21 protein-coding genes are annotated in these 24,500 nt (G+C 63.5%); 8 read left to right on the top strand and 13 right to left on the bottom strand.

What is annotated here, in order from left to right:
- Positions 1 to 115: 115 nt before the first annotated feature.
- From ACPJXG_RS23335 to ACPJXG_RS23345, 3 genes are read right to left on the bottom strand one after another with little or no spacing between them, the layout of a single operon-like run.
- Positions 116 to 1,030, bottom strand: a complete 915-nt coding sequence (locus ACPJXG_RS23335) for a LysR family transcriptional regulator (RefSeq protein WP_219311141.1) — start codon at positions 1,028 to 1,030, stop codon at positions 116 to 118.
- Positions 1,031 to 1,087: 57 nt separating this feature from the next.
- The gene (locus ACPJXG_RS23340; RefSeq protein ID WP_425252480.1) at positions 1,088 to 2,323 is read right to left on the bottom strand and encodes a M20/M25/M40 family metallo-hydrolase; all 1,236 of its coding nucleotides are present in this window, start codon (positions 2,321 to 2,323) and stop codon (positions 1,088 to 1,090) included.
- On the bottom strand, positions 2,320 to 3,552 hold the full coding sequence (locus ACPJXG_RS23345; protein ID WP_425252481.1) for a urate hydroxylase PuuD: 1,233 nt from the start codon (positions 3,550 to 3,552) through the stop codon (positions 2,320 to 2,322). The genes ACPJXG_RS23340 and ACPJXG_RS23345 overlap by 4 nt, the downstream gene beginning before the upstream one ends.
- 131 nt (positions 3,553 to 3,683) lie before the next feature.
- Here ACPJXG_RS23345 and ACPJXG_RS23350 point away from each other — a divergent pair, with 131 nt between their 5' ends.
- Both ACPJXG_RS23350 and ACPJXG_RS23355 read left to right on the top strand, forming a co-directional pair.
- Positions 3,684 to 4,622 (top strand): LysR family transcriptional regulator, encoded by a 939-nt coding sequence (locus ACPJXG_RS23350; protein ID WP_034754583.1) that lies wholly within the window; start codon positions 3,684 to 3,686, stop codon positions 4,620 to 4,622.
- Between the two features lie 73 nt (positions 4,623 to 4,695).
- Positions 4,696 to 6,450 (top strand): allantoate amidohydrolase, encoded by a 1,755-nt coding sequence (locus ACPJXG_RS23355; RefSeq protein ID WP_425252482.1) that lies wholly within the window; start codon positions 4,696 to 4,698, stop codon positions 6,448 to 6,450.
- A gap of 2 nt (positions 6,451 to 6,452) precedes the next feature.
- On the opposite strand, the gene ACPJXG_RS23360 is transcribed toward ACPJXG_RS23355, so the two are convergent.
- From ACPJXG_RS23360 to ACPJXG_RS23390, 7 genes are all read right to left on the bottom strand, one after another.
- Complete coding sequence (locus ACPJXG_RS23360; RefSeq protein WP_425254783.1) at positions 6,453 to 7,688, bottom strand: Zn-dependent hydrolase; 1,236 nt, start codon at positions 7,686 to 7,688, stop codon at positions 6,453 to 6,455.
- Between the two features lie 10 nt (positions 7,689 to 7,698).
- Positions 7,699 to 9,090 carry a dihydropyrimidinase gene (gene hydA / locus ACPJXG_RS23365; protein ID WP_425252483.1) on the bottom strand — a complete coding sequence of 464 codons (1,392 nt, stop codon included), beginning with the start codon at positions 9,088 to 9,090 and terminating at the stop codon, positions 7,699 to 7,701.
- Positions 9,091 to 9,107: 17 nt separating this feature from the next.
- Positions 9,108 to 10,592: an NCS1 family nucleobase:cation symporter-1 gene (locus ACPJXG_RS23370; protein WP_176390432.1), complete on the bottom strand. Its 1,485-nt coding sequence runs from the start codon at positions 10,590 to 10,592 to the stop codon at positions 9,108 to 9,110.
- A 122-nt stretch (positions 10,593 to 10,714) separates the two neighbouring features.
- Positions 10,715 to 11,995, bottom strand: a complete 1,281-nt coding sequence (gene preA / locus ACPJXG_RS23375) for an NAD-dependent dihydropyrimidine dehydrogenase subunit PreA (protein ID WP_425252484.1) — start codon at positions 11,993 to 11,995, stop codon at positions 10,715 to 10,717.
- Positions 11,995 to 13,362, bottom strand: coding sequence for an NAD(P)-dependent oxidoreductase (locus ACPJXG_RS23380; RefSeq protein WP_425252485.1), 1,368 nt, complete (start codon positions 13,360 to 13,362; stop codon positions 11,995 to 11,997). The genes preA and ACPJXG_RS23380 overlap by 1 nt, the downstream gene beginning before the upstream one ends.
- 46 nt (positions 13,363 to 13,408) lie before the next feature.
- Positions 13,409 to 14,911, bottom strand: coding sequence for a CoA-acylating methylmalonate-semialdehyde dehydrogenase (locus ACPJXG_RS23385; RefSeq protein ID WP_425252486.1), 1,503 nt, complete (start codon positions 14,909 to 14,911; stop codon positions 13,409 to 13,411).
- An 85-nt stretch (positions 14,912 to 14,996) separates the two neighbouring features.
- Positions 14,997 to 16,313, bottom strand: coding sequence for an aspartate aminotransferase family protein (locus ACPJXG_RS23390; protein WP_176390514.1), 1,317 nt, complete (start codon positions 16,311 to 16,313; stop codon positions 14,997 to 14,999).
- Between the two features lie 201 nt (positions 16,314 to 16,514).
- Here ACPJXG_RS23390 and ACPJXG_RS23395 point away from each other — a divergent pair, with 201 nt between their 5' ends.
- From ACPJXG_RS23395 to ACPJXG_RS23420, 6 genes are all read left to right on the top strand, one after another.
- A complete protein-coding gene (locus tag ACPJXG_RS23395) occupies positions 16,515 to 17,972 on the top strand; it encodes a PLP-dependent aminotransferase family protein (RefSeq protein ID WP_425252487.1) in 1,458 nt (485 codons plus the stop codon).
- 10 nt (positions 17,973 to 17,982) lie between these two features.
- Entirely contained in the window at positions 17,983 to 18,660 is a 678-nt protein-coding gene (locus ACPJXG_RS23400; protein WP_176390516.1) for a TetR/AcrR family transcriptional regulator, read from the top strand.
- A gap of 91 nt (positions 18,661 to 18,751) precedes the next feature.
- Complete coding sequence (locus tag ACPJXG_RS23405) at positions 18,752 to 19,267, top strand: hypothetical protein (RefSeq protein WP_081922693.1); 516 nt, start codon at positions 18,752 to 18,754, stop codon at positions 19,265 to 19,267.
- Positions 19,268 to 19,409: 142 nt separating this feature from the next.
- Entirely contained in the window at positions 19,410 to 19,679 is a 270-nt protein-coding gene (locus ACPJXG_RS23410; protein ID WP_225243521.1) for a hypothetical protein, read from the top strand.
- A 160-nt stretch (positions 19,680 to 19,839) separates the two neighbouring features.
- A complete protein-coding gene (locus tag ACPJXG_RS23415) occupies positions 19,840 to 20,262 on the top strand; it encodes a VOC family protein (protein WP_425252488.1) in 423 nt (140 codons plus the stop codon).
- An 11-nt stretch (positions 20,263 to 20,273) separates the two neighbouring features.
- Positions 20,274 to 21,437, top strand: a complete 1,164-nt coding sequence (locus ACPJXG_RS23420; RefSeq protein ID WP_425252489.1) for a dipeptidase — start codon at positions 20,274 to 20,276, stop codon at positions 21,435 to 21,437.
- On the opposite strand, the gene ACPJXG_RS23425 is transcribed toward ACPJXG_RS23420, so the two are convergent.
- From ACPJXG_RS23425 to deoA, 3 genes are all read right to left on the bottom strand, one after another.
- Positions 21,434 to 22,651, bottom strand: a complete 1,218-nt coding sequence (locus ACPJXG_RS23425) for a nucleoside deaminase (protein ID WP_425254784.1) — start codon at positions 22,649 to 22,651, stop codon at positions 21,434 to 21,436. The two genes, ACPJXG_RS23420 and ACPJXG_RS23425, sit on opposite strands and share 4 nt — an antisense overlap.
- 4 nt (positions 22,652 to 22,655) lie before the next feature.
- Entirely contained in the window at positions 22,656 to 23,063 is a 408-nt protein-coding gene (locus ACPJXG_RS23430) for a cytidine deaminase (RefSeq protein ID WP_099379413.1), read from the bottom strand.
- Between the two features lie 82 nt (positions 23,064 to 23,145).
- Complete coding sequence (gene deoA / locus ACPJXG_RS23435; protein ID WP_425252490.1) at positions 23,146 to 24,468, bottom strand: thymidine phosphorylase; 1,323 nt, start codon at positions 24,466 to 24,468, stop codon at positions 23,146 to 23,148.
- Positions 24,469 to 24,500: the final 32 nt, after the last annotated feature.

Genomic DNA, 24,500 nt, shown 5'->3' on the forward strand with positions numbered 1-24,500 from the left:
CTTGGCAAACGGGTTATTCTGAACGCGACTGATAAGTTTTTCTTGTGGGTGGAGATGAGGCCAACAATGTTGTCGGATTACGCGCTTGGGCGCTAATCCGACCTACGCCACAGCGTCAAGCTCCGTACTCGTCAGCGAGTCCCACGCTAAACCGGGCCGCCTCCTCACACGCCAGCATGGCCACCAGCTGGATCGCCTCCGTGGTGATGTCTTCGCTGTAGCTGATGACGATACGCTGCGGCGCCAGGCTGCTGGTGCACGGGATCAGGGCGATGTGGCCCTGTTCGATTTCCTCGCGCAGGGGCGCCAGCGGCAGCACGGCGATGCCGAAGCCCGCTTTGACCAGGCGCACGATGGCGGAGATCGAGCTGACGCAGTGGACGCGGCCCAGCTGCACGCCCTCATCCTGGCACAGCGCCTTCAAGGCGGAATGCGGCTGCGAGCCGCGGTTCATGGTGATGATGGGGTGCTGCGCCAGTTGCGCCACCGTGAACGGCTTGCCCGTGTCGGGCCAGTCCGCGGCCCGCCCTGCCCAGCCCATGGCGATGGCGCCGCTGCCCGTGCTGCGGATATGGTCGCCCGTCAGCATGTCCGTCTGCAGCGCGATATCGAGCTCGCCCTGCTGCAGCTGTTCGTGCAGGCGGCGCGTCGATTCCGACGTCAACTGAATCTCGATACCGGGATAGCGCTCCTGCACGCGCTGCAGGAACGGGATCAGCCAGGTATGCACGATGGTTTCGATGACACCGATGCGCACTTCGCCCGTGATCAGCGCGGGCGAGGAATTGGCCGCATACATGTCGCGGCACAGTTCCAGCATGCGTTCGGCGTACACGAGCAGATTGCGCCCGGCAAAGGTCAGGCGGATTTCACGCGCGTCGCGGTCGAACAGACGCGTGCCGAAGTCCTGCTCCAGCGAGGCGATGCGGTTCGAGATGGCCGCCTGCGTGATGTGCAGCTTGTCGGCGGCCGTGCGAAAACTGCCCAGGCGCGCAGCCCAGACAAACGCTTCGAGAAAACGGGTATTCAATGGGGCTCTTCTTCACAGGTTGAGTGTCCGCCCCATTGTAAGCCAAACCGCCCTGCTCTATTTCTGTCCCAGGAAGTCCAGCAAGGTCAGGGCCACGATCTTGCTGGCCTTGCGCAAATCGTCGAGCGCCAGGCGTTCGTCAGCCTTCTTCGCATTCGATTCGGGCACCGTGCGTGGACCAGCGCCATACAGCACGGCGGGGATGCCCCGCTCGCCATACAGGCGTGCGTCCGCGTACAGCGGCGTACCGACTGCAGCGATGGTTTCGCCGAGGATGGCCTGCGCATTCTTTTGCAGGCTGCCGACCAGCTGCTCGGAGCCGTGCAAGGGGCGCAGCGCGTGCGACAGCAGCAGGCGGCGGATCTCGATGCGGATGCCAGGCTCACCGCGCACGGCGTCCTTGATCAGCGCGCGCACCTGCGCCTCCACCGCCACCGGGTCTTCTTCGGGAATCATGCGGCGGTCCATCTTCATGACCACCTTGCCCGGCACCACATTGGTGTTCGTGCCGCCATCGATACGGCCCACGAGCATGGTGGGCGAGTCGATGCCGGCGACTTTCGATTTGATCTTTTTCAGCTCCGGCAGCTGTCCATAGATGGCGTTGAGAATCTTGTTCGCCGCCTGCAGCGCGTCGTGCCCCGTCTCAGGCATCGAGCCGTGGCCCGACTTGCCGTGCACGGTGATTTCCAGCTGCAGGCAGGCGTTGTGCGCCGTGACGATGCCGTAGCTGAAACCGGCGGCGATGACGAAATCGGGCTTCGTCAGTTGCTGTTCCAGCAGCCAGCCCGGCCCCAGCAAGCCGCCGAATTCCTCGTCGTAGGTAAAATGCAGTTCCAGCTGGCCCTTCAAGGGAATGCCCAGGGCTTCGAGCGCGCGCGCGGCAAACACATAGGTGGCGAAATCGCCTTTCGACACGGCCGTCGCGCGGCCATACATATAGCCGCCATCGATCTGGCCGCCATATGGCGGATACGTCCAGTTGTCGCCGGGCGGCACCACGTCGCCATGCGCATTCAGTGCCACGGTCGGCCCGCCTGCGCCGTAGGGGCGGCGCACGATCAAATTGGTGATGCTCTGCATGCCGTAGGCTTCCACCTGGTCGGCAGGGACGGCGTGTTTTTCGGCGTGCCAGCCATATGCCTGCAGCAATTGGGCCACCAGCTCCGCATGGGGCGCGTTGTTGCCGGGCGGCGTATCCGTCGGCTGCTGCACCACCTGCTGTAAAAAGGCGATTTCCTCGTCGAAGTGGTCGTCGATCCAGGCCGTGATTTTTTCTGCGTGCGTCGTCATTTTGCTCCTTGCATGGTCTGTTGCAGCCAGGCGCCCAATTCGCTGCGCTCGGCCTCCGTCATATTCGTCAGGTTCCCGATCGGCATGGCCTTCAATTCGATGGCCTGCTTGTAGATTTGCGCCGCGTGCTGGCGAATTTGGGTTTCATTATCGAGCATCATGCCGGCCGGCGCCGTGGCGAAGCCCGGCTGCGTGGGCTGGGCCGAATGGCAGGTGGAGCAGCGCTGGGCGATGATGGCATGCACGGCCTTGAACTGCGCGACAGGGTCCACCGCCGGCGCGGCCGCCACGGCCACCGGTGCTTTCGGTGCGATGGCGATAGCCACGGCCAGCAGCAAGGCCACGCCGATGGCCGGATAGCGCCACTCGACACGTCCCTTGTGGCGCAGGTTGAAGAAGTGGCGAATGAAGACGCCGGCCGCCATGACCAGCGCCAGCACCAGCCATGCGTGGTCGTTACGGTAAGTCATCGCGTAGTGGTTGCTGATCATGATGAACAGCACCGGCAACGTAAAATAATTGTTATGCACGCTGCGCTGCTTGGCCTTCAGGCCGTGCTTTGGGTCGGGCAGCTTGCCGGCAGCCATGGCCTCGACCATCTTGCGCTGGCCGGGAATGATCAGCATCAGCACATTGGCCACCATGATGGTGCCGATCATGGCACCCACGTGGATGTAGGCGGCGCGCCCGCTGAGCAAATGCGTGAGCACATAGGCGGCGCCGACGATCAGCGCGAACACGGTCACGCCGAACCACAGTTCATACTGCGCCAATTTTGACCTGCACAGCAGGTCGTACACGGTCCAGCCGATGACGAGGGTGGCGATGCCGATGCCGACGGCCTGGCCACTGCTGATATCGGCCACGGATTTGTCGATCATCATGGCCTGGGCATTGAAGTAATACGCGATGGTCAGCAGCGCGAAACCGGACAGCCACGTCGAATACGCTTCCCACTTGAACCAGTGCAGTTCCTTCGGCAATTCGGCCGGCGCCACCAGGTATTTTTGCGGGTTGTAGAAACCGCCGCCATGCACGGCCCACAGTTCTCCCGACACGCCCTTCTTCGCCAGCTCGGAGCCCGGTGCGGGCGGGCGGATCGAGTTATCGAGCCAGACGAAATAAAAGGAAGCACCGATCCAGGCGATGCCCGTGATGACGTGCAGCCAGCGGACGATCAGGTTCAGCCACTCAAGGCCGTACGGGATCAGGTAGGCGAATACTTCCATAAATTTCCTCTAGTCAGACCGAACCAATATTCGTGCCAATCTACACAAGATAAACGGATTTACCGCCCATCACATGAAATATATCGTATATTTAACATATTCAAATCGATATACAACAGAGGCGCCGCCACATGTCCAGCCTGCCGCAACACCTTGACCTGCACCTGATCCGCATCCTCTACCTGCTGCTGGTGGAAAAGAATGTCTCGCGCGTGGCATTGAAGCTCAATCAGCCGCAGCCCTCGATTTCCGCCTCCTTGCGCAAGCTTAGAGAACTGACGGGCGACCCGCTGCTCGTGCGCGGCGCGCGCGGCATGGTGCCGACCCAGCATGGCGAAAGCCTGCTCAATCCGGCCAAGCGCATTCTCGACCAGACGGAAAGCCTGTTCGTCAAGAAGACGCCGTTCGTGGCGCAGGAAGAGGCGCGCACCTTTCATATCGCCGCGCCCGACTACCTGGACAGCCAGTTCCTGCCCAACGTGGTGGCGCTGCTGCGCCGCGGCTCGCCGAAAAGCCGCGTCGTGCTGCACAGCCTGGGACCGGGCATCGACCATATCCGCCAGCTCTCCGATGGTGGCCTCGACCTGGTCATCGCCAACTGGGACGAGCCGCCCGCCCACCTGCACATCTCGAAGCTGTTCGAAGACCCCATCATCTGCGCCATGCATGCGGAAAACGCCTATGCGCGGCGCACGGCCAGCGACGCCATGACCCTCGACGACTATCTGAGCCTGCCCCACGTGGCGCCGTCGCAGATGATGCCCGGCTACCACGGCGTGATCGATTCCTTCCTCGAACGGCAAAACCTGCAGCGCAACGTGGTGGTGGAATCGGCGTATTTCGGCCTGATTCCCTACATGCTGACGCAGACGGACCTGGTGCTGACCACGGGCCGGCAATTCATGCGCTTCTATGAAAAGACGCTGCCGCTGAAAACGTATACCGTGCCCTTGAAATTTCCGCCCATGCGCTTTTACCAGCTGTGGCACCAGCGCGTGCACCAGGCGCCCGAGCACAAATGGCTGCGCGACCAGGTCAGCGCGGCCGCCAAGGCGCTGGTGCAGCGATAGCCGCTATCAGCACGCGCATATAATGGAGGCAGGAACGGGGCGCTATCATCACCGCTTGCATGATCGGAAAACCATGACCACCCTTTCAGACCTGAACGCCGGCAGCCCGGCAGACTTTATCGCACGGCTGCATGGCATCTATGAACATTCGCCCTGGATCGCCCAGCGCGCGGCCGCCGCCCGGCCGTTTGCCAGCCTGACGGCGCTCAAGACGGAGCTGCAGCGCGTGCTGGCGCACGCCTCGCCCGAAGAGCAACTAGGGCTGATACGCGCCCACCCGGAACTGGCCGGCAAGGCCGCCATCGCGGGCCAGCTGACGGTGGAATCGACGCGCGAACAGGCCAAGTCCGGCCTGAACCTGTGCAGCGCCGACGAATTTGCCACCCTGCAGCGCCTCAACAGTGAATACAACGCCAAGTTCGGCTTTCCCTTCATCCTGGCCGTCAAGGGCCCGACGGGCGAAGGCTTGACGCGGCAGGACATCATCGCCACGTTTGCGCGGCGCCTGAAGAACCGGCGCGCCGATGAACTGGCCGAATCGCTGCGGCAGATCAAGCGCATCGCCGAGCTGCGCCTGAACGACCTGTTCGACGTGCGCCTGGACTTCGGCCCGGCCATCATGCAGCAGGCCGAAACCCTGGCCGGCTGGAGCGACAGCGATTACAACCTGACCTGCGCCTACCTGACGCCGGCGCACCAGAGAACGGCCGCGCAGCTGGCCGACTGGATGCGGGACGCCGGCATGCAGGTGCACATCGACGCCGTCGGCAATGTGGTCGGCCGCTACCTGTCCGATATCCCCGGCGCGAAGACCCTGATGACGGGATCGCACTATGACACGGTGCGCAACGGCGGCAAGTACGACGGCCGGCTGGGCATCGTGCTGCCGATCGCCGTCGTGCGCCATCTGCACGAACGGGGAGAAAAGCTGCCGTTCCACTTTGAGGTCGTCGGCTTCGCCGAAGAGGAAGGCGTGCGCTTCAAGAGCACGTTCCTGGGCAGCACGGCCATCACGGGCAAGTTCGACGTGTCGCTGCTGGAGCAGTTAGACGCGGATGGCGTGAGCATGCGCGACGCGCTGGCCGCCGCCGGCCACGAGGCGAGCGCCATCGGCGCCATCGCGCGCGATCCGGCGAATTTGCTCGGCTATGTGGAAGTGCATATCGAGCAAGGTCCCGTGCTGCTCGAGCGCGACCTGCCGCTGGGGATCGTCACGGCGATTGCCGGCAGCTCGCGCTACCTGGTCAATCTTGACGGCGTGGCCAGCCACGCGGGCACCACGCCCATGACCATGCGCAAGGACGCCGCCAGCGCGGCCGCCGAAATCATCCTGCTGGTGGAACAGCGCTGCAACCAGGGCGAGGCGCTGGTGGGCACCGTGGGCCAGCTGCACGTGCCCAACGGCTCCGTCAACGTGATCGCCGGCGCCTGCACCCTGTCGCTCGATATCCGCGCAGCTGTTGATGCCGTGCGTCAGGCGGCCGTCGACGATATTCTCGATGGCGTCGCCGCCATCTGCGCGCGGCGCCAGATCGACTATCAGCTGGAACTGCTGCTGTCAATCAGCGCGGCGCCATGTGCGCCATGGCTGATGACGCAATTGGCGCAAGCCGTGGAATCCGTCGGCATCGCACCATATGCGCTGCTGTCGGGCGCCGGCCACGACGCCATGGCCATGGCCGCCATCACCGACGTGGCCATGCTGTTTACCCGCTGCGGCAACGGCGGCATCAGCCACAACCCGCTGGAAACCATGACGGCGGACGACGCCGACATCGCGGCGCGCGCGCTGCTGGCGTTTTTGCGCAGCTTCCAGCCGAAGCCGTAAGGCTACACCGCCACGGCCCGCTCCAGCATCGCGTGCAGCAGCACATTGCAGCCCGCTTCCAGGTGCTCGGGCTTGGCGTCTTCGATTTCATTGTGGCTGATGCCGTCCTTGCACGGCACGAAGATCATCCCGGCCGGCGCCAGCCTGGCCGCGTAGATGGCGTCGTGGCCGGCGCCCGACACCACGTCCATCACGGAATAACCCAGCTTTGCGGTGGCGTTGCGCACGGCGCCCACGCAGTCGGGGTGGAACGGGCATGGCGGGTAATAGGACACCCTTTCCAGTGAAATGCCCAAGCCTGACTTCTCGCGCGTGGCGTCAATAAAAGCCGTGATCTCGCCATGCATGGTGTTGAGCAGTTCGTCGTTCACATTGCGCAGGTCGATGCTGAATGTGACTTCACCGGGGATCACGTTGCGGCTGTTCGGGAACACCTGCACCATGCCCACCGTGCCGCGCCCATATGGAGGGTAGCGGTTAGCGATGGCGACGACTTCCTGCATGATGGTGGTGGCCACCTGCAGCGCATCCTTGCGCAGGCCCATGGGTGTGGGGCCCGCATGCGCTTCCATGCCCGTCACCACGCAGTCATACCACGACAGACCCATCACGGCAGGCACGACGCCAATCACCTTGTCCGCGTCTTCCAGCACGGGGCCTTGTTCGATATGCGTTTCAAAATAGGCACCAATCGGATGGTCGCCCGGCACCTGCTCGCCCTTGTATCCGATGCGCGCCAGCTCCTCGCCCACGGTCTTGCCTTCCGTGTCCTTGGCCGCATACGCCGTCTCCAGCGAGAAGGCGCCGCAGAACACGCCGGACCCCATCATCACGGGCACGAAGCGCGAGCCTTCCTCGTTGGTCCAGAAAGCCACCTCGATGGGCGCCCGCGTCTTGATGTGCAAATCGTTCAGGGTGCGCACCACTTCCAGTCCCGCCAGCACGCCGTAATTGCCATCGAACTTGCCGCCCGTGGGCTGCGTGTCGATATGGCTGCCCGTCATCACGGGCGGCAGCGTATTGTCCGTGCCGTCGCGGCGCATGAAGACGTTGCCGATCTGGTCGATCGTGATGCTCATGCCCGCTTCGCGGCCCCAGCCCACCACCAGGTCGCGGCCCTGTTTATCGAGATCCGTCAGGGCCAGGCGTTTCACGCCGCCCTTCGCTGTCGCGCCGATCTGCGCCAGCTCCATCAGGGCCGCCCACAGTCGTTCGCAATTGATACGCAATGCATCCATCATCAACTCCTTAAGCTGTCGTGGCGGAAAAGGCGGGCCGTTCGATATAGCGCCCCGCTCCTTCGACGGCCATCAGTTCGCCCTTGTGGAACACCACCTTGCCGGCGGCAATCGTGGTGCTGGGGATGCCGCGCACGGTGCGCCCTTCGAAGACGTTGAAGCCTCCCTTGGCAAACTGCGTGGCGGCGGAAATGGTGCGCGTGCCCTGCGGGTCCCACAGCACGATGTCGGCATCGCTGCCCGCGGCGATGACACCCTTGCGCGGATACATATTGAAGATCTGCGCCGCGTTGGTGGAACTGACCTTGACGAATTCGGACGGTGTCAGCATGCCGGAATTGACACCCGCATCCCACACGACGGCCATGCGTTCCTCGACGCCGCCGCAGCCGTTCGGGATACGCGTGAAGTCGTCCTTGCCGGCCGCTTTCTGCTCGGTGCAAAAGGTGCAGTGGTCGGTGGCCGTCGTGTGCAGGTTGCCGCTTTGCAGGCCGTGCCACAGGGCCGATTGATGGTGCTTGCCGCGAAACGGCGGGCTCATGACGTGGCCGGCGACGAAATCAAAATCGTCGCTCTGGTAGACGCTGTCGTCGATCACCAGATGGCCCGCCAGCGCTTCGCCATACACGCGCTGGCCGTTGGCGCGCGCCCGCGTGATGGCGTCGAGCGATTCGGCGCACGAGACGTGCACGATGTACACGGGAGTATTGAGGACGTTGGCAATGGCGATGGCGCGGTTGGCCGCCTCCGCTTCCACGGCCGGTGGCCGCGACAGCGGGTGCGCCTGCGGCCCGATAATCCCCTTCTTGAGCAAGGCTTGCTGCAATTGGAAAACCAGCTCGCCATTTTCCGCATGCACGGTGGGCAGCGCGCCCAGCTCCAGGGAACGGGTAAAGCTTTTCACCAGTGTCTCATCATCGGCCATGATGGCGTTTTTGTAGGCCATGAAGTGCTTGAAGCTGTTCACGCCATGCTCGTGCACCAGCACTCCCATCTCTTCATGTACCTGCTCGCTCCACCAGGTGATCGCCACGTGGAAGGTATAGTCGCCGGCCGCCTTGGCCGACCACGCGCGCCACTGGTGGTAGGCCTCGATCAGCGACTGCTTGGGCGCGGGAATGACGAAGTCCATGATGGTGGTGGTGCCGCCCGCCAGTCCCGCCGCCGTGCCCGTGAAAAAATCGTCGGACGTCACGGTGCCCATGAAGGGCAGATTCATGTGCGTGTGCGTGTCTATCCCGCCAGGCATCACGTACAGGCCGCCCGCGTCGATCACCGTGGCGCCGGCCGGAACCGGCAGGTTCTCGCCGACGGCGGCGATGGTGTCGCCTTCGATCAGCACATCGGCGCGAAACGCGCGGTCAGCGTTGACGACGGTACCGCCACGTATCAGTGTAGTCATCTTGTCTCCTTCAGTGATTACGACTGCGGCGCCTGCTGCACGTGCGCCACGGCCTTGCCCTTCATCATGACGCCGTACACGACGGCGGCGATGGCCACGCCCACGAACCAGGCGTAGGTGTAGATGGTTTTAAAGCCTTCGGCCACGTCGGGAAACGCCGCGGGAAAGGCCGCATTCAAAAAGCCCGGGATGTTCGGCAGCACGGCGATGACAAAGGCGATCAGCGCCGCCATGTTCCAGCCATTGCCATACGAGTAGACGCCGTCGTCGCGGTACAGCTGTTTGACGTCGAGCTGCGTCTTGCGCACAAAATAATAGTCGACGATGAGGATGCCCGCGATGGGTCCCAGCAGGGCCGAGTAGCCGATCAGCCACGTGAAGATATAGCCCTGCGTCGACTCGAGCACCTTCCACGGCATCATGACGATGGCGATGAAGGCCGTGATGTAGCCGCCCATCTTGTATGAAATCTGCTTCGGCGCCAGCGAGGAAAAGTCATACGCCGGACCCACCAGGTTGGCGGCCAGGTTGACGCTGACCGTATCGATCAACAGGATGATCAGGGCGATCAACACGGCGGCGCCCGTCATGCGGCTGGCCAGATCGACGGGATCCCAGATGGCCTTGCCGTACATGACGACGGATCCTGCCGTGACGATCACGGCCAGCATGGCCAGGAGGCCCATCGGCACCGGCAAGCCGATCGACTGGCCGATCACCTGGTCGCGCTGCGTCTTGGCGAAGCGCGTGAAGTCGGGAATATTCAATGCCAGCGTGGCCCAGAAACCCACCATGGCCGTCAGCGATGGCCAGAAGACGCTCCAGAACTGGCCCGCCTTTTTACCGCCGGGGATGAATTGCGATGGCTGATCCAGCAGGCTGGCCACGCCGCCCGCCTTGCTGTGCACCCAGTACAGCAGCACGAAGCAGATGAGGATTTTCAGCGGCGCCGTGTAGGTTTCGAGCTTGCGGATCGATTCCATGCCATGCAGGATGTAATAGAACTGGATGGCCCAGAAAGCCAGAAAGCACAGCAACTGGCTGCCGTTGATGCCCAGGCCCGCGATCTTCTCGCCGCCCAGTTCATGGCCCACCAGCACGCCCATCAGGGTATAGATCATCTGCCCGCCGAACCAGGTCTGGATGCCATACCAGCCGCAGGCGACGATGGCGCGCATCAAGGCGGGCAAGCGCGCGCCCATGGTGCCGAACGAGGCGCGCGCCAGCACGGCATACGGGATGCCGTACTTGGTGCCCGCATGGCCGATCAGCAGCATGGGCAGGAGCACGATGGCGTTGGCGAGAAATACCGTGAGCACGGCCTGGTAACCGGACATGCCGCTGTCGATCAGGCTGGCCGACAGGGTGTAGGCGGGAATGCACATCACCATGCCGACCCACAGCGCGGCAAAGTGATACCAGCGCCAGGTGCGCTGCGCCGCCGTGGTGGGCGCCAGGTCTTCATTCCAGAGTTGCGTGTTGCCTGAATAGTCGTGGTTCACAGGTATGCTCCATCGGTTGGGAGGGGATCGGTTTTATAGAAACGGCGCGACCTTTAAGTCAATCTAGCTTACCGCAAAGGCCGGCCGCTGTTTACAAATAAAACGCACGCAATAACCGTGCCCTATGCCGACTCCGCCAATGCCCGAGGGTTGCGCGGATCCTGCGTCCAGTTCATGTATGGCTTGCCCGTGGTCTGCGGCACCATCGTGATGCAGCCCTGCACCGGACAGGTGATTTCGCACAGATTGCAGCCCACGCATTCGTCCTTGATCACTTCATAGGTGCGCGTGCCGGCGGCGTCGATCAGCTGCGCAATCGACTGGTGCGAGGTGTCTTCGCAAGCCACATAGCACTTGCCGCATTTGATGCAGTCGTCCTGGTTGATCTGCGCGATGACCTGGTAGTTCATGTCCAGGTATTTCCAGTCCGTCGTATTGGCCACGGCCTTGCCGGAAAAGTCGCTGATGCGTGCATAGCCCTTTTCATCCATCCAGCGCGACAGGCCATCCTTCATCTCGTCGACGATGCGAAAGCCATGCAGCATGGCGGCCGTGCACACCTGCACGCAGCCGGCGCCCAGGGCGAGAAATTCGGCCGCGTCGCGCCAGTTGCCAATGCCGCCGATGCCTGAAATGGGCAAGCCGCGCGTCTGCGGATCGCGGGCGATTTCCGCCACCATGTTCAGGGCGATCGGCTTGACGGCCGCGCCGCAATAACCGCCGTGCGTGCTGGCGCCGCCGACGATGGGCAAGGCCACCATGCGGTCCAGGTCCAGCGAGGTGATCGAGTTGATGGTGTTGATCAGCGAGACGGCATCCGCGCCGCCCGCCTTGGCCGCGCGCGCCGGCATGCGCACGTCCGTGATGTTGGGCGTGAGCTTGACGATGACGGGCAAGCGGCTATGCTTCTTGCACCAGGCGGTGACCATCTGCACGTACTCGGGCACCTGGCCCACGGCCGCTCCCATGCCCCGCTCCGGCATGCCGTGCGGGCAGCCGAAATTGAGTTCGATGCCATCCGCTCCCGTCGCCTCGACCTTGGGCAGGATGTCGGCCCAGTAGTGCTCTTCGCACGGCAGCATCAGGGAGACGATCATGGCGCGGTCGGGCCAGTCCTTTTTCACCTGCGTGATTTCGCGCAGATTGATCTCAAGCGAGCGGTCGGTAATCAGTTCAATGTTGTTGAAGCCCACCACTTCGCGGTTCTTGCCATACAGGGCGGAATAGCGCGACGAGACGTTGACGGCGGCCGGGTCTTCACCCAGGGTTTTCCACACGACGCCGCCCCACCCCGCCTCGAACGCGCGCACCACGTTGTAGGCCTTGTCCGTCGGCGGTGCGGACGCCAGCCAGAAGGGATTCGGCGCCTTGATGCCGCAAAATTCGATGCTGAGATCAGCCATTATGCAGCCTCCACTTTATTGAACAAATCGGAATGGATGGCCAGTGCGGCCAGCTTGCCATGCTGGACGGCTTGCACCGTCAAGTCCTGCCCCGGCGCCACGCAATCGCCGCCCGCGTAGATCCCCGGCAGCACCGTGCGAAAACCTCCATCGACGGCGATCTTGTCGCCTTCGCGTTTCAGCAATGACGCCATCGGGTCATGCAGCACCTCCGTGTCGAGGCTCTGGCCGATGGCCTTGAAGATGGCGCCGGCCGCCACGTCGAACGTTTCGCCCGTGCCAGCCAGGCGCGTTCCCTGCATGCTAGTTTTCTCGAAGCGCATGCCCGCCACCTTGCCAGCCGCGTCGAGCAGCACCTGCTGCGGCTGGGCCCACGTCAGCATGCGTACCTGGTTCGCCTTGGCGATCTCCTGTTCATGGTGGGTGGCCGTCATGGCGTCGAAGCCGCGCCGGTAGACGAGGGTGACTTCCTCGGCGCCGAGCCTTTGGATTTGCACGGCCATGTCGATGGCCGTATTGCCGGCGCCGATTACGATGGCACGTTTCGGCACGGGCAGCGCGGCCAGGTCGTCCGCCTGGCGCAGCGCGCTGATGTAATCGACGGCAGCCAGGAGTCCCGGCGCATCCTCGCCCGTCAAGCCCAGCTTGCGGCTGGCACCCAGGCCCAGGCCGAGGAACACGGCGTCGTACTGCGCGTGCAAGTCGCGCAGCTGCAGGTTCTCGCCCAGCACCTGGCGACATCGGATCTCGATGCCGCCGATGTCCAGCAGGAAGTCGATTTCCTTTTGCGCGAAATCGTCCGTCAGCTTGTACTTGGCGATGCCGTATTCATTCAGGCCACCTGCCTTGCCTTCCTTTTCAAAGATCACCACGTCGTGGCCCAGCATGGCCAGGCGATGCGCGCACGACAGGCCGGCGGGACCCGCGCCGACGATGGCAATCGTCTTGCCTGTGCTTGCAGCCCGCTGGAACGGATGGCGGGTGAAGTGCATGTGGTCGACGGCATAGCGCTGCAAGAGGCCAATCTTGACGGGCTGGCCTTCCGCGTCGTGGTTGCGCACGCAGACGTCTTCGCAGAGGATTTCCGTCGGACAGACTCTGGCGCAGCTGCCGCCCAGGATATTCTGCTTCAGGATGCCGGCGACGGCGCCGTTGATGTTCTTGTCGTGGATGTTGCGAATGAAGCTGGCCACGTCGATTTCCGACGGACAGATGCGGCTGCACGGCGCGTCGTAGCAATACAGGCAGCGGGCGCTTTCGATGGCCGCCTGGCGCGCCGTGAGCGGTGGCGCCAGGTCCGTGAAGTGGCCCGCCAGTTCCTCGTTGGGCAGGGTGGGATGCGGCAAATAGTTCAAAGACTCGATCATCGCGTATTCCTCTTGTTATGTGCGGCCGGCTTGTAATTTGAAACCTTTACTTCATCTGGGGAAAAGCAAATTCCACACCAGCGCTTGCCGTGTTCGGCCAGCGCTGCATCACGGCCTTGTGGCGCGTGTAGAAACGCACGCCTTCTGGGCCATACGCGTGGTGGTCGCCGAACATGCTGCGCTTCCAGCCACCGAAACTGTTGAAGGCCATCGGCACGGGCAAGGGGATGTTTACGCCGACCATGCCGACCTGAATCTGGCGCACGAATTCACGCGCCACACCGCCGTCACGCGTGTAGATGGCCACGCCGTTGCCATACTCGTTGGCGTTGATCAGCTCCACCGCATGCACCACGTCAGGACACCGGAGCACGCACAGCACGGGGCCGAAAATCTCTTCCTTGTAGATGCTCATGTCGCGCGTGACGTGGTCGAACAAGGTGCCGCCGACAAAGAAGCCATTCTCGCGGCCCGGCACCACGTGGTTGCGGCCATCGACCACCAACGTCGCGCCCTGCTCCACGCCCGAGGCAATGAGTTTTTCGATGCGCTGCTTGGCCGCCAAGGACACGACCGGTCCCATTTCCGCACCATCTTCCATGCCGTCGCGCACTTTCAGTGCGGCCGTGCGCGTTGCCAGTGCGTCGATCAACTTGTCGCCCGCGTCGCCCACGGCCACCACCACGGAGATGGCCATGCAGCGCTCTCCTGCCGAACCGTAGGCCGCGCCTATCAGCGCATCGACCGTCATGTCCATGTCCGCGTCGGGCATCACCACCATGTGGTTCTTCGCGCCGCCCAGCGCCTGCACGCGCTTGCCGCTGGCGCCGCCGCGCGCATAGATGTATTCCGCGATCGGCGTGGAGCCGACAAAGCTGATCGCCTGCACCACAGGGTGGTCGAGCAAGGCGTCGACAGTGACCTTGTCGCCCTGCACCACGTTGAAGACGCCGTCAGGCAAGCCCGCATCTTTGAGCAGTTTCGCGTGCAGCAGGGACGCCGACGGATCGCGCTCGGACGGCTTTAATACAAAGGTATTGCCGCAGGCAATCGCGACGGGGAACATCCACATCGGCACCATCACGGGGAAATTGAATGGCGTGATGCCAGCCACCACACCGAGCGCCTGGCGCATGGACCAGGCGTCGATGCCGCGCGAGATCTGGTCCGTGAATTCACCCTTCAGCAGTTGCGGAATACCGACGGCAAACTCCACCATCTCGATGCCGCGCGCCACTTCGCCCTGCGCGTCGGCAAAGGTCTTGCCATGCTCGCGCGTGAGCATGGCGGCAAAGTCGTCCGTGTGCTGCTGGCATAGCTGCAGGTAGCGGAACAGGACACGGGCACGCGTCAGGGGCGGCGTGGCCGACCAGGAGGGAAAGGCGACGGCGGCCGCCTGCACGGCCGCGTCCACGTCTTCCACGGTGCCGAGCGCCACCCGGGCCACGGGTTCGCCCAGGGCCGGGTTGTAGACGTCGCCGTAGCGGCCACTGTGGGTGTCGACTTTGGCGCCGTTGATGTAGTGGGTAATCGTATCGAGATCGTTCATGATGCACTTTCTATTGTTAAACCCGAATTAACCGCCGGGGTCGGACCCTGAGGGTCCGACCCCAGGTTTTGCTTGGGGTCGCCGTTCAATCGAGATTTTTCAACACCGTCGCCAGCTTGCCAAACAGCTCGTCGACATGCTGTTTTTCCAGCACCAGCGGCGGTGACAGGGCGATGATGTCGCCCGTCGTGCGTATCAGCACGCCGTCGGCGAAGGCTTGCTTGAAGGCGTTAAAGGCGCGCGTGCCGGGTTTGCCGGCGATGGGATCGAGCTCAATGCCGGCGATCAGGCCGATGCTGCGCAAGTCAATCACGTGCGGCAGGCCCTTCAGCGAATGCACGGCGTCGCTCCAATATGCCTGCATCGCTTTGGCGTGACCGAGGATGTCCTGTTCCTCGAACACTTGCAGGGTCGCCAGCGAGGCGGCGCACGCGAGCGGGTGGCCGGAATACGTGTAGCCGTGGAACAGTTCAATGCCGGCCGGCGCATCCATGAAAGCGTCGTGGATATACTTTTTGCTGAACACGGCGCCCATCGGCACCATGCCGTTGGTCAGCCCCTTGGCCGTCGTCATCAGGTCCGGCTCGACGTCGAAATAGTCGGCTGCAAATGGCGTCGTCATGCGGCCGAAACCCGTGATGACTTCATCGAAGATCAAGAGGATGCCGTGCTTGGTGCACAGTTCGCGCAAGCGTTTCAGATACCCTTTCGGCGGGATCAGCACGCCCGTGGAGCCGGCCACCGGTTCGACGATGACGGCGGCAATCGTCGAGGCGTCATGCAGGGCGACGATGCGTTCCAGTTCATCGGCCAGGTGGGTGCCGTATTCGGGTTCGCCCACCGTGTAGGCGTTCTTGTCCAGGTTGTGCGTGTGCGGCAGATGGTCCACGCCGGGCAGCAAGGGGCCGAAGGTTTTGCGGTTACCGCCGATGCCGCCCACGGAAATGCCGCCGAAACCCACGCCGTGATAACCGCGTTCGCGGCCGATCAGGCGCGTGCGTGCGCCCTCGCCGCGCGCCCGGTGGTAGGCCAGCGCGATCTTCAATGCCGTGTCGACGGCCTCGGAGCCGGAGTTGGTGTAGAAGACGTGGCCAAATTTATGCCCCGTGTAATCCATCAGTTTTTCCGCCAGCTCGAAGGCGGCCGGATGGCCCATCTGGAAGGTGGGCGCGAAGTCCAGTTGGCCCACCATCTCGCGGATGGCGCCGACGATTTTCGGCTGCGCATGGCCGCACGGCACGCACCACAGTCCCGCCGTGCCGTCGAGGATGGCGTTGCCATCGACGTCCTTGTAGTACATGCCTTCGGCCGACACGAGCAGGCGCGGGTTGGCCTTGAAATCACGGTTGTTCGTAAACGGCATCCAGAATGCCGACATCGATTCCGGCCTTGTTTCGTTCATGACCTTCTCCTTGGGATGGGGGCTGGCGCGGGGCCAGGATCGTTTTTGACGAAGCGTAAAATAATTTACCAGTTGGCAAAAAGCTGATGTAATAATAGACAGGCCATCCCCAATGGCACAGATACACAAACGGCAAAGTACCCCAACCGTACAGGTCGAAATACCACTACAGTTTTGTGCAAGGCAGCATAAGGAGCCACCGTGAAGCACAGCGACAGCACAGACGATGCCCCCGAGCAAGCAAGCGGCTGGCCCGTGCTGGACATCGACCGCCAGAAGAAGGGCGGCCTCGTCGAGCAGATCGTCATCGCCATCAGCGTCATGGTGGGCAGCCGCACCCTGCGCATCGGCACGCGCATGCCGTCCGTGCGCCAGTTCGCCCGCTGCAATGGCGTGTCGACGTTCACCGTCGTCGAATCGTATGACCGCCTGGTCAACCTCGGTTTGCTGTCGTCGCGCCGCGGTTCCGGCTACTTCGTCGCGCGCCACGATATCGCCGCCTCGCCGCAGGCCGCCGTCCACGCGAGTCCCACCGCCATCGATGCCCTCACGCCGGATCTGTATTCGGGCGTGTCCGACGCCCTGCCCGTGGGCGCGGGCTGGCTGCCGCCCGAGATGTATGGCGAGGCGACCGTGCTCGATGCCGTGCGCCAGGCCATGCGCATTCCCGCCAGCCGGCTGCGCGGCTATGGCCATCCTCTCGGCTTTCCCTCGCTGCGCCAGCACCTGGCCACCAGCCTGTCGGAAGAGCTGTTCCAGGTGGAGCCGGACCAGGTCTTGCTGACGCACGGCGCCACGCACGCTTTTGACTTGATCTTGCGCAGCCTGACCAAGCCGGGCGACACGGTGCTGGTGGAAGACCCCGGCTACAGCAATCTGCAGTCGCTGATCCGCCACCACGGCTGCATCCCCGTGGGCATTGCGCGCGGCGAGACGGGCCTCGATCTCGATGCGCTGGCCAGCGAGGCCGCGCGCACCCAGCCGAAACTCATGTTCGTCAACACGGTGCTGCAAAATCCGCTGGGAACATCGCTCAGCCAGGCGCAGACGCACCGCCTGCTGGCACTCGCCGAGCAATTCGATTTCTGGCTGGTGGAAGACGATATCTACCGCGAACTGGCGGCGCGCGGCGAAGCGTCGCTGGCGGCGATGGACGGTTTGCGCCGCGTGATCCGCGTCGGCAGTTTTTCCAAGACCCTGTCGCCCGTGCTGCGCGTGGGGTCGATTTGCGCCTCGCCGTCGCTGGTGGCTGAACTGGTGCGCGTGAAAATGCTGGCGGGGCTAACGACGTCGGAAATCAACGAGCGCGCCGTCTACCACGCCGTGTCCGCGCGGCCCTACAAGCGCATGGTGGAACGGCTGGTGGCGCAGCTCGATGCAGCCCGCGAGCGCAGTATCGACTGCCTGACGCAGGCGGGCATGGCGCCCGTGGCGCGTCCCCGCGGCGGCATGTTCGTCAGCGCCGGCTGGCCCACTATCCAGACGCCGGAATGGAATGGCAAGATCATCGCCGACATGGCCTTGAAGGCGGGCATCCTGCTGTCGCCGAACGAATTTTTCATGCTGCGCGCGCCCGAGACGGTGTGGTTCCGCTTCAACGTGGCCTACACCGATACCCCCGTGCTGCAGGCATTCCTGCAATCGATCCGCCCACGCTAAAGAACCCGCCATGGCCAGCGACAAATCCCCTGCCCTTCCCGTGAAAAATGCCGGCGGCCGGCGCCTGCAAAACCGCGATCGCCTGGAAGCGGACATCCTGGCACAAGCCGTGCGCGTATTTGCGGAAAGCGGCTATGAAGGCGCGTCGATCGCCACCATCGCCGAGCGGGCCGGCCTGTCGAAGCAAAACCTGATGTATTACTTCCCGTCCAAGCAGCTGCTGTACCAGCGCGTGCTCGACGATGTGCTCGACGACTGGCTGGCACGCATGGATATGCTGGCCAATGAACACGACGAGCCGCGCGACGTGCTGCGCGCGTACATCGGCGCCAAGCTGCGTTTTTCGCGCGAACAGCCGTGGGCTTCGCGCGTGTATGCGCTGGAGGTGATCAATGGCGCGCCCCTGTACGGCGCGCAGATACGAGAAAGAGTCGTGCCCCTGCTGCGCAAGGATATCGCCGTCTTCGAAGCGTGGATCGCCGCCGGCAGGATCGCGCCCGTCAACGCCACGCACCTGATGTTCGCCATCTGGGCCATGACGCAATCGTATGCGGATTTTTCAGCGCAGATGACCCTGGTGCTGGAGCGCAAGCAGCTCACGCGCAAGGATTACGAGGACGCGGAAATCCTGCTCACGCACATGGTGCAGGCGGCCATCGCCCTGCCTGGCGCTACGCCGGGCACGTGATGAAATTTCCAATGAACAATCTGGCAGTGATAGCATGACGCGCTGGAGCGCTTGCATTGGCGGCGCCATATCGACAGGACAAGGAACAGGCATGAAACAATGGTCATCGGCGCGCACCGCGTCATTGCTGGGCAAAGCTGCCTGCGCGGCGCTGCTGGCAGTGGCGGGCGCGGCACAGGCGCAGACAGTCGGCATGATAGAAAATCAGCCGCTGAGCGAAACCTGGCTCAACGCGGGCTTTTATTCGTATCACTTTCAGCGCGACAAGAACCTGAACGACAGCAATCCGGGCCTGGGCGCCGAATACCGCTTTTCCACGGTCGCCTCGGTCACGGCTGGCCGCTTCTACAATAGCGACCGCGCCTACTCGAACTACCTGGGCGTGTACTACCAGCCGATCAAGGTGGGCCCGCTGCGCGTAGGCGCCGTCGTTGGCGGCTTCAGCGGCTATCCGAAGATGCGCGATGGCGGCTGGTTCCCGGCCCTGGTCCCCACCATCAGCTATGAATACCAGCGCGTGGGCGTGAATATCGCCATCGTGCCGTCCTACAAGGACCGCCTGTATGGCGCGCTCAGTTTCCAGCTGAAACTCAAGGTGTTTGAATAACCGCTTGTCCCGGTTTGTCGCCGTTCGGTCCGCCATTCCTGCCATTCGTCGCATACGCGATGCCCGGCAGCAAGGTTTTGCCTATAGTGGGTTCATTGCCAGCATGCATACGGCAGCGGCATCCACACGACAGGAGAACGGCATGAAAGACCTCAATGCGGCACCGGGCAGCACTTCCTTCAGCGCTTTCTGGAACGAGCTGTGCGCCTACACGCGCCAGGGCTTGGCCGCCTTGCGCGCCATGTCCTGGCCGATGCTGCTGGCATGCTGCCTGGGCCTGGCGTTCCTGATCACCATCTTGCCGCTGGCCATCATGCTGTTTGCGCTTGTGATGCTGCTCAGATGGGCAAGCAACGGCGACGACACGGACACGGACACGAAGGCCGCGAACTCGTCGCAGTCACCGCAATAAAAATTTGCGTTGTGGCAAGAGTGCAAGGATTGTTCTATGGCACTATGGCGGGACGTAGCACTGACGGGCATCAACCCTATCCCGATGGTTGGTATGGATATGGAACGCCAGACAGTATCCATGATCGAAGCTACTCCCCCACAGCCATAGGAGTTTTCTGATGACCACGACAGCAAAAGCTACAGCAGCGACAACCATCCCCTGCCTGCGCTACCGCGACGCGCCTGCCGCCATCGAATGGCTGTGCAAGGCGCTCGGCTTTGAAAAACAATTGATCGTGCCAGACGGCAACGGCGGCGTCGCCCATGCGCAACTGAGCTTTGGCAATGGCATGGTCATGGTGGCGCCAGCCATCGACAGCGACTATGGCCGCCTGATGAAACTGCCCGCCGACATCGGCGGCGCCAACACGCAAAACTGCTACCTGGTCGTCAGCGACGCCGACGCCGTCTACCGCAGCGCGCGTGAAGCCGACGCCGAGATCGTGCTCGACATCAAGGATGAAGATTACGGCGGACGGGGCTTCACCTGCCGCGACCCGGAAGGCCACATCTGGAGCCTGGGCACCTACGATCCATGGTGAAACGGAGAACAATGATTATCAGTACCCTCGCCGCCGCCAGCCTTGCGCTGATCGGCGGTTTCCTGTCCGCTCCCGTCCTCGTCGACGAGCACCTCAACCGTGTCCATCCGCCGTCCGGCAAGGCGCCATCGGCAGCCACTACGGCCCTGCACGAGAGCCTGTGGATCGCCGACCTGCATGCCGACAGCCTGCTGTGGCAACGCAATCTGAACCGCGACAGCCAGCGCGGGCATGTCGACTTCCCCCGCCTGCAGCGGGCCAACGTGGCGCTGCAAGCGTTTTCCGTCGTCACCAAGACGCCGCGCAAGATGAATATCGAGCGCAATGGCAGCGACACGGACAACATCACGGCCCTGGTGGTGGCGCAAGGCTTGCCGCCCGCCACCTGGAACAGCCTGCTGGCGCGCGCCACTTACCAGGCCGACGAGCTGCGCCAGCAGGCAGCCAGGAGCGATGGCAAGGTGCGCGTGATCGGCAGCCGCGCGCAACTGCGCAGCTTCATCGCCGCGCGCGAAAAAGATCCGGACCTGCTGGCCGGCTGGCTGACCCTGGAAGGCGCGCATGCGCTCGAGGGCAAGCTGGAGAATCTGGATACCCTGTACCGGGCCGGCTACCGCATGGCCGCGCCCACGCATTTCTTCGACACGGAACTGTCCGGTTCCCAGCACGGCCTGAAAAAAGGCGGCCTGACGCCGCTGGGCAAGCAATGGCTGCGCGCCATGGAGCAGCGCAAGATGATCGTCGACCTGGCGCACGCCTCGCCGGCTACCATCGACGACGTATTGACGATGGCGAAACGCCCCGTGATGGTGTCGCACACGGGCGTGCGCGGCACCTGCGCCAATGGCCGCAACCTGAGCGACGCACAACTGAAACGCATCGCCGCCCAGGGTGGACTGGTGGGTATCGGGTTCTGGAATACGGCCGTCTGCGGCAAGGACGTGGCGTCCATCGCGCGCGCCATCCAGTACACGGTCAAACTGATCGGCGCCGAACACGTGGCCTATGGCTCGGACTTCGACGGCGCCGTCACCACGGCCATTGATGCAACGGGCTTGCCGCGATTGACGCAGGCGCTGCTCGACGCTGGCCTGTCGGAAGCGCAGATACGCCGCGTGGCGGGCGAGAACGTGCGCGACTTTTTACTCAAAAATCTGCCGGACGATGATGCCTAGCCCAGGGCGCTGATCAAGTCCAGACTCGCCACCTGGCGCGGCCGGATGCGTATCAGCTTGCGGTACAGCGGCGGCATCGACTCGCACAGCGCCAGCAGCGCGTCTTCCTCCATGGCCGGGCGCACGTACTGGAATTGCGCGGGATTATTCTCCGGCAGCGCGCCTTCCATGGTGGAGCCGTAGGCGCCCAGGGTCATGAAACTGGCGGCGCCGTCGTCCGGGCCGATGGCCAGCACGAAGGTGCCGTGCTTGGGATGGCCCAGATAGCTTTTGATTTCTTCCTGCAGCGCCGGCGCCGCATTCGTCATCAATTCAAAGCGCAGCTGCGCGTACTGGCGCGTGCATTCCATGAACGGCGTGCGGATGACCGACTGCGCCAATTTTCCGGGCATGCACAGCAGCAGGTTGCCAAAGGAATCGAGCAAGGCGGCAGCGTCGCCCTGTCCGCCATCGCGCACATCCTGCTCCATGGCCGCCTGCAGGAACGGTGCCAGGCCCGCATCGGGCGCATGCGGCGCGCAACGGTAAGTCAGGGCGTCCGGATAGCGACGGCGCAAAGCGCGTACCACGGCATGCTCGGATGGCAAGGTGGCCGGATCGCGCAAATGCACGTCGTCACCCGCGTTCAGCAGCTGCATCACCTGCGCCGATGTCGACTCGAACACGAGCGAACACAGTGCCTGCGTCGCCTCGTGGATGCTCTTGCCGATGAAAAAAGATTTGGGCGCGGCGCCGGACGGCAGGCGCGCATACTCGGTGGCGCCGCGCACGGCCGGATAACAAAAACTGCGGCCAGCCTGCGCCTGCAGCTGCGCCGGCAAAGCCGTGAACGTGGCACTGCCATCGTAATTGATGCCCGCCTTGACGTCGGGCGCGGCCACCACCACGTTGAAACCGGCCGCCAGAATCGCCCCCGTGCACATGCAGCAGGGGTCGAGCGAGGTGACGATGGTCAGTTCGCCCGGCGGCGGCAAGGACGTGCCCTTGGCCCGTTCGGCAAAATACCAGTCCACCAGCTGGCGTTCGCCATGCGCCGTGGGGTCGAACACCAGGCCCTGGCGCACGACGTTGTTGTGCATCGATTGCAGCACGTTGCCGGCGCCGTCGAGCAGCACGCCGCCCACGCCAAAGGTGCCCTGCGTCTTCGCTGCCATGGCTTCGGCCGCGGCAATCGCCACGGCGGCCTGGATGTCGATCGTCTTGTTCAAGCGAATCCTGTTACTTCATGTCCAGGTCGGAATTGCCGAAGCCGTGCGGCAGCAGCCAGCCCGCCGTCACTTCCATGATGTCGTTTTTCAGGTTCGTCAGGATGACCGGCAGGTCGGCGCCGCCCATCTCGAAGATCACCTGGCGGCAGGCGCCGCATGGCGAAATCGGTTCGGCCGTATCGCCCGTGACGGCCAATTTGGCGAAGTCGCCCGGCTTGCAGCCATGCGCGATGGCGCTGAAAAACGCCGTGCGCTCGGCGCAGTTGCACAGGCCATAGGCGGCGTTTTCCACGTTACAGCCGCGGAAGACGCGGCCATCCTTGCACAGCAGCGCCGCGCCCACCTTGAAACGCGAGTATGGCGCGTAGGCCAGTTCACGGCCGGCATTGGCTTCGGCGATCAGTTCTTGGTTGTTCATTTGCTTATCTATCTGTAAAACCCGCGAAAGGCCGGGGTCAGACCCTCAGGGTCTGACCCCAGATTTTGCCTCAAGGGTTAAGTTATGGTCGAATGGTACGGTAAATCACCGGATTGCCCGTCAACGCCACCGCGCTGATGGCATACGCTTGCTGGATTTCCCTGACGGCTTGCTGCGCCGCCGCTTCCGTGCGCGCGTGCACCATGGCCAGCGGCTGGCCCACGGCCACTTGCTCGCCCAGGCTCACGAGGTCCGTCAGGCCGACGGCGAAATCGATGCTGTCGGTCGGACGGCGGCGGCCGCCGCCCAGGGCCACCACTGCCAGGCCGATGGCGCGGCAATCGCGCACGTTGGCAAAGCCGGCTGACAGCGCTGGCGCCGGCACGATGACTGGCGCTGTTTCCAGGTGCTTGTCCGGGTTCTCGACCAGATCAAGCGGGCCACCCAGGGCCGACACCATGCGCGAGAAGCGTTCGGCCGCTGCGCCGGAATCGAGGGCCGCCACCAGCTTGGCGCGCGCTTCTTCCTCGGTGGCGGCCAGGCCGCCCAGCACCAGCATCTCGGCGCACAGCGCCAGGGTGACTTCGTGCAGGCGCGCGGGACGCGAACGGCCCGTCAGGTAATCCATGGCGCCGCGTACTTCCAGCGCATTGCCCGCGTACGGCGCCAGCGATTCGTTCATGTCCGTCAGAATCGCCGACGTCTGCATGCCCGCGCCATTGCCGACGGCGACGATGCTCTCGGCCAGTTCCACCGATTTGTCATAGGTCGGCATGAAGGCGCCGCTACCCACTTTCACGTCCATCACCAGCGCGTCCAGGCCGGCCGACAGTTTCTTCGACAGGATGGAGCCGGTGATCATGGCCACCGATTCCACCGTGGCGGTGACGTCGCGGATGCTGTAGAAACGTTTGTCGGCCGGCGCCAGCTGCGCCGTCTGGCCGATGATGGCCACGCCGATCTCCTGCACCACCTTGCGGAACAGTGCATTGTCCGGCACCGTGCAGTAGCCGGGGATGGCGTCGAACTTGTCCAGCGTGCCGCCCGTGTGGCCCAGGCCACGGCCCGAGATCATCGGCACGTAACCGCCGCACGCGGCGACCATGGGACCCAGCAGCAGGGAGACGACGTCGCCCACGCCGCCCGTCGAATGCTTGTCGACGATGGGGCCAGGCAGGTTCAGCGAACGCCAGTCCAGCACCTGGCCGGAATCGCGCATGGCCAGGGTGAACGCCACGCGCTCGTCCATGTTCATGTCGTTGAAATAGACGGCCATGCCCAGCGCCGCGATCTGGCCTTCGCTGACGCTGCCGTCAGTGATGCCACGCACGAAAAACTGGATTTCCTCGGCGCTCAATACGCCCTTGTCGCGCTTCTTGCGGATGATTTCCTGGGTTAAAAACATGGTTTAACTCCGATCATAATAAATTTGGGGTC

The sequence above is a fragment of the Janthinobacterium sp. NFX145 genome (genome assembly GCF_049810325.1).
Lineage (GTDB): Bacteria > Pseudomonadota > Gammaproteobacteria > Burkholderiales > Burkholderiaceae_D > Janthinobacterium > Janthinobacterium rivuli.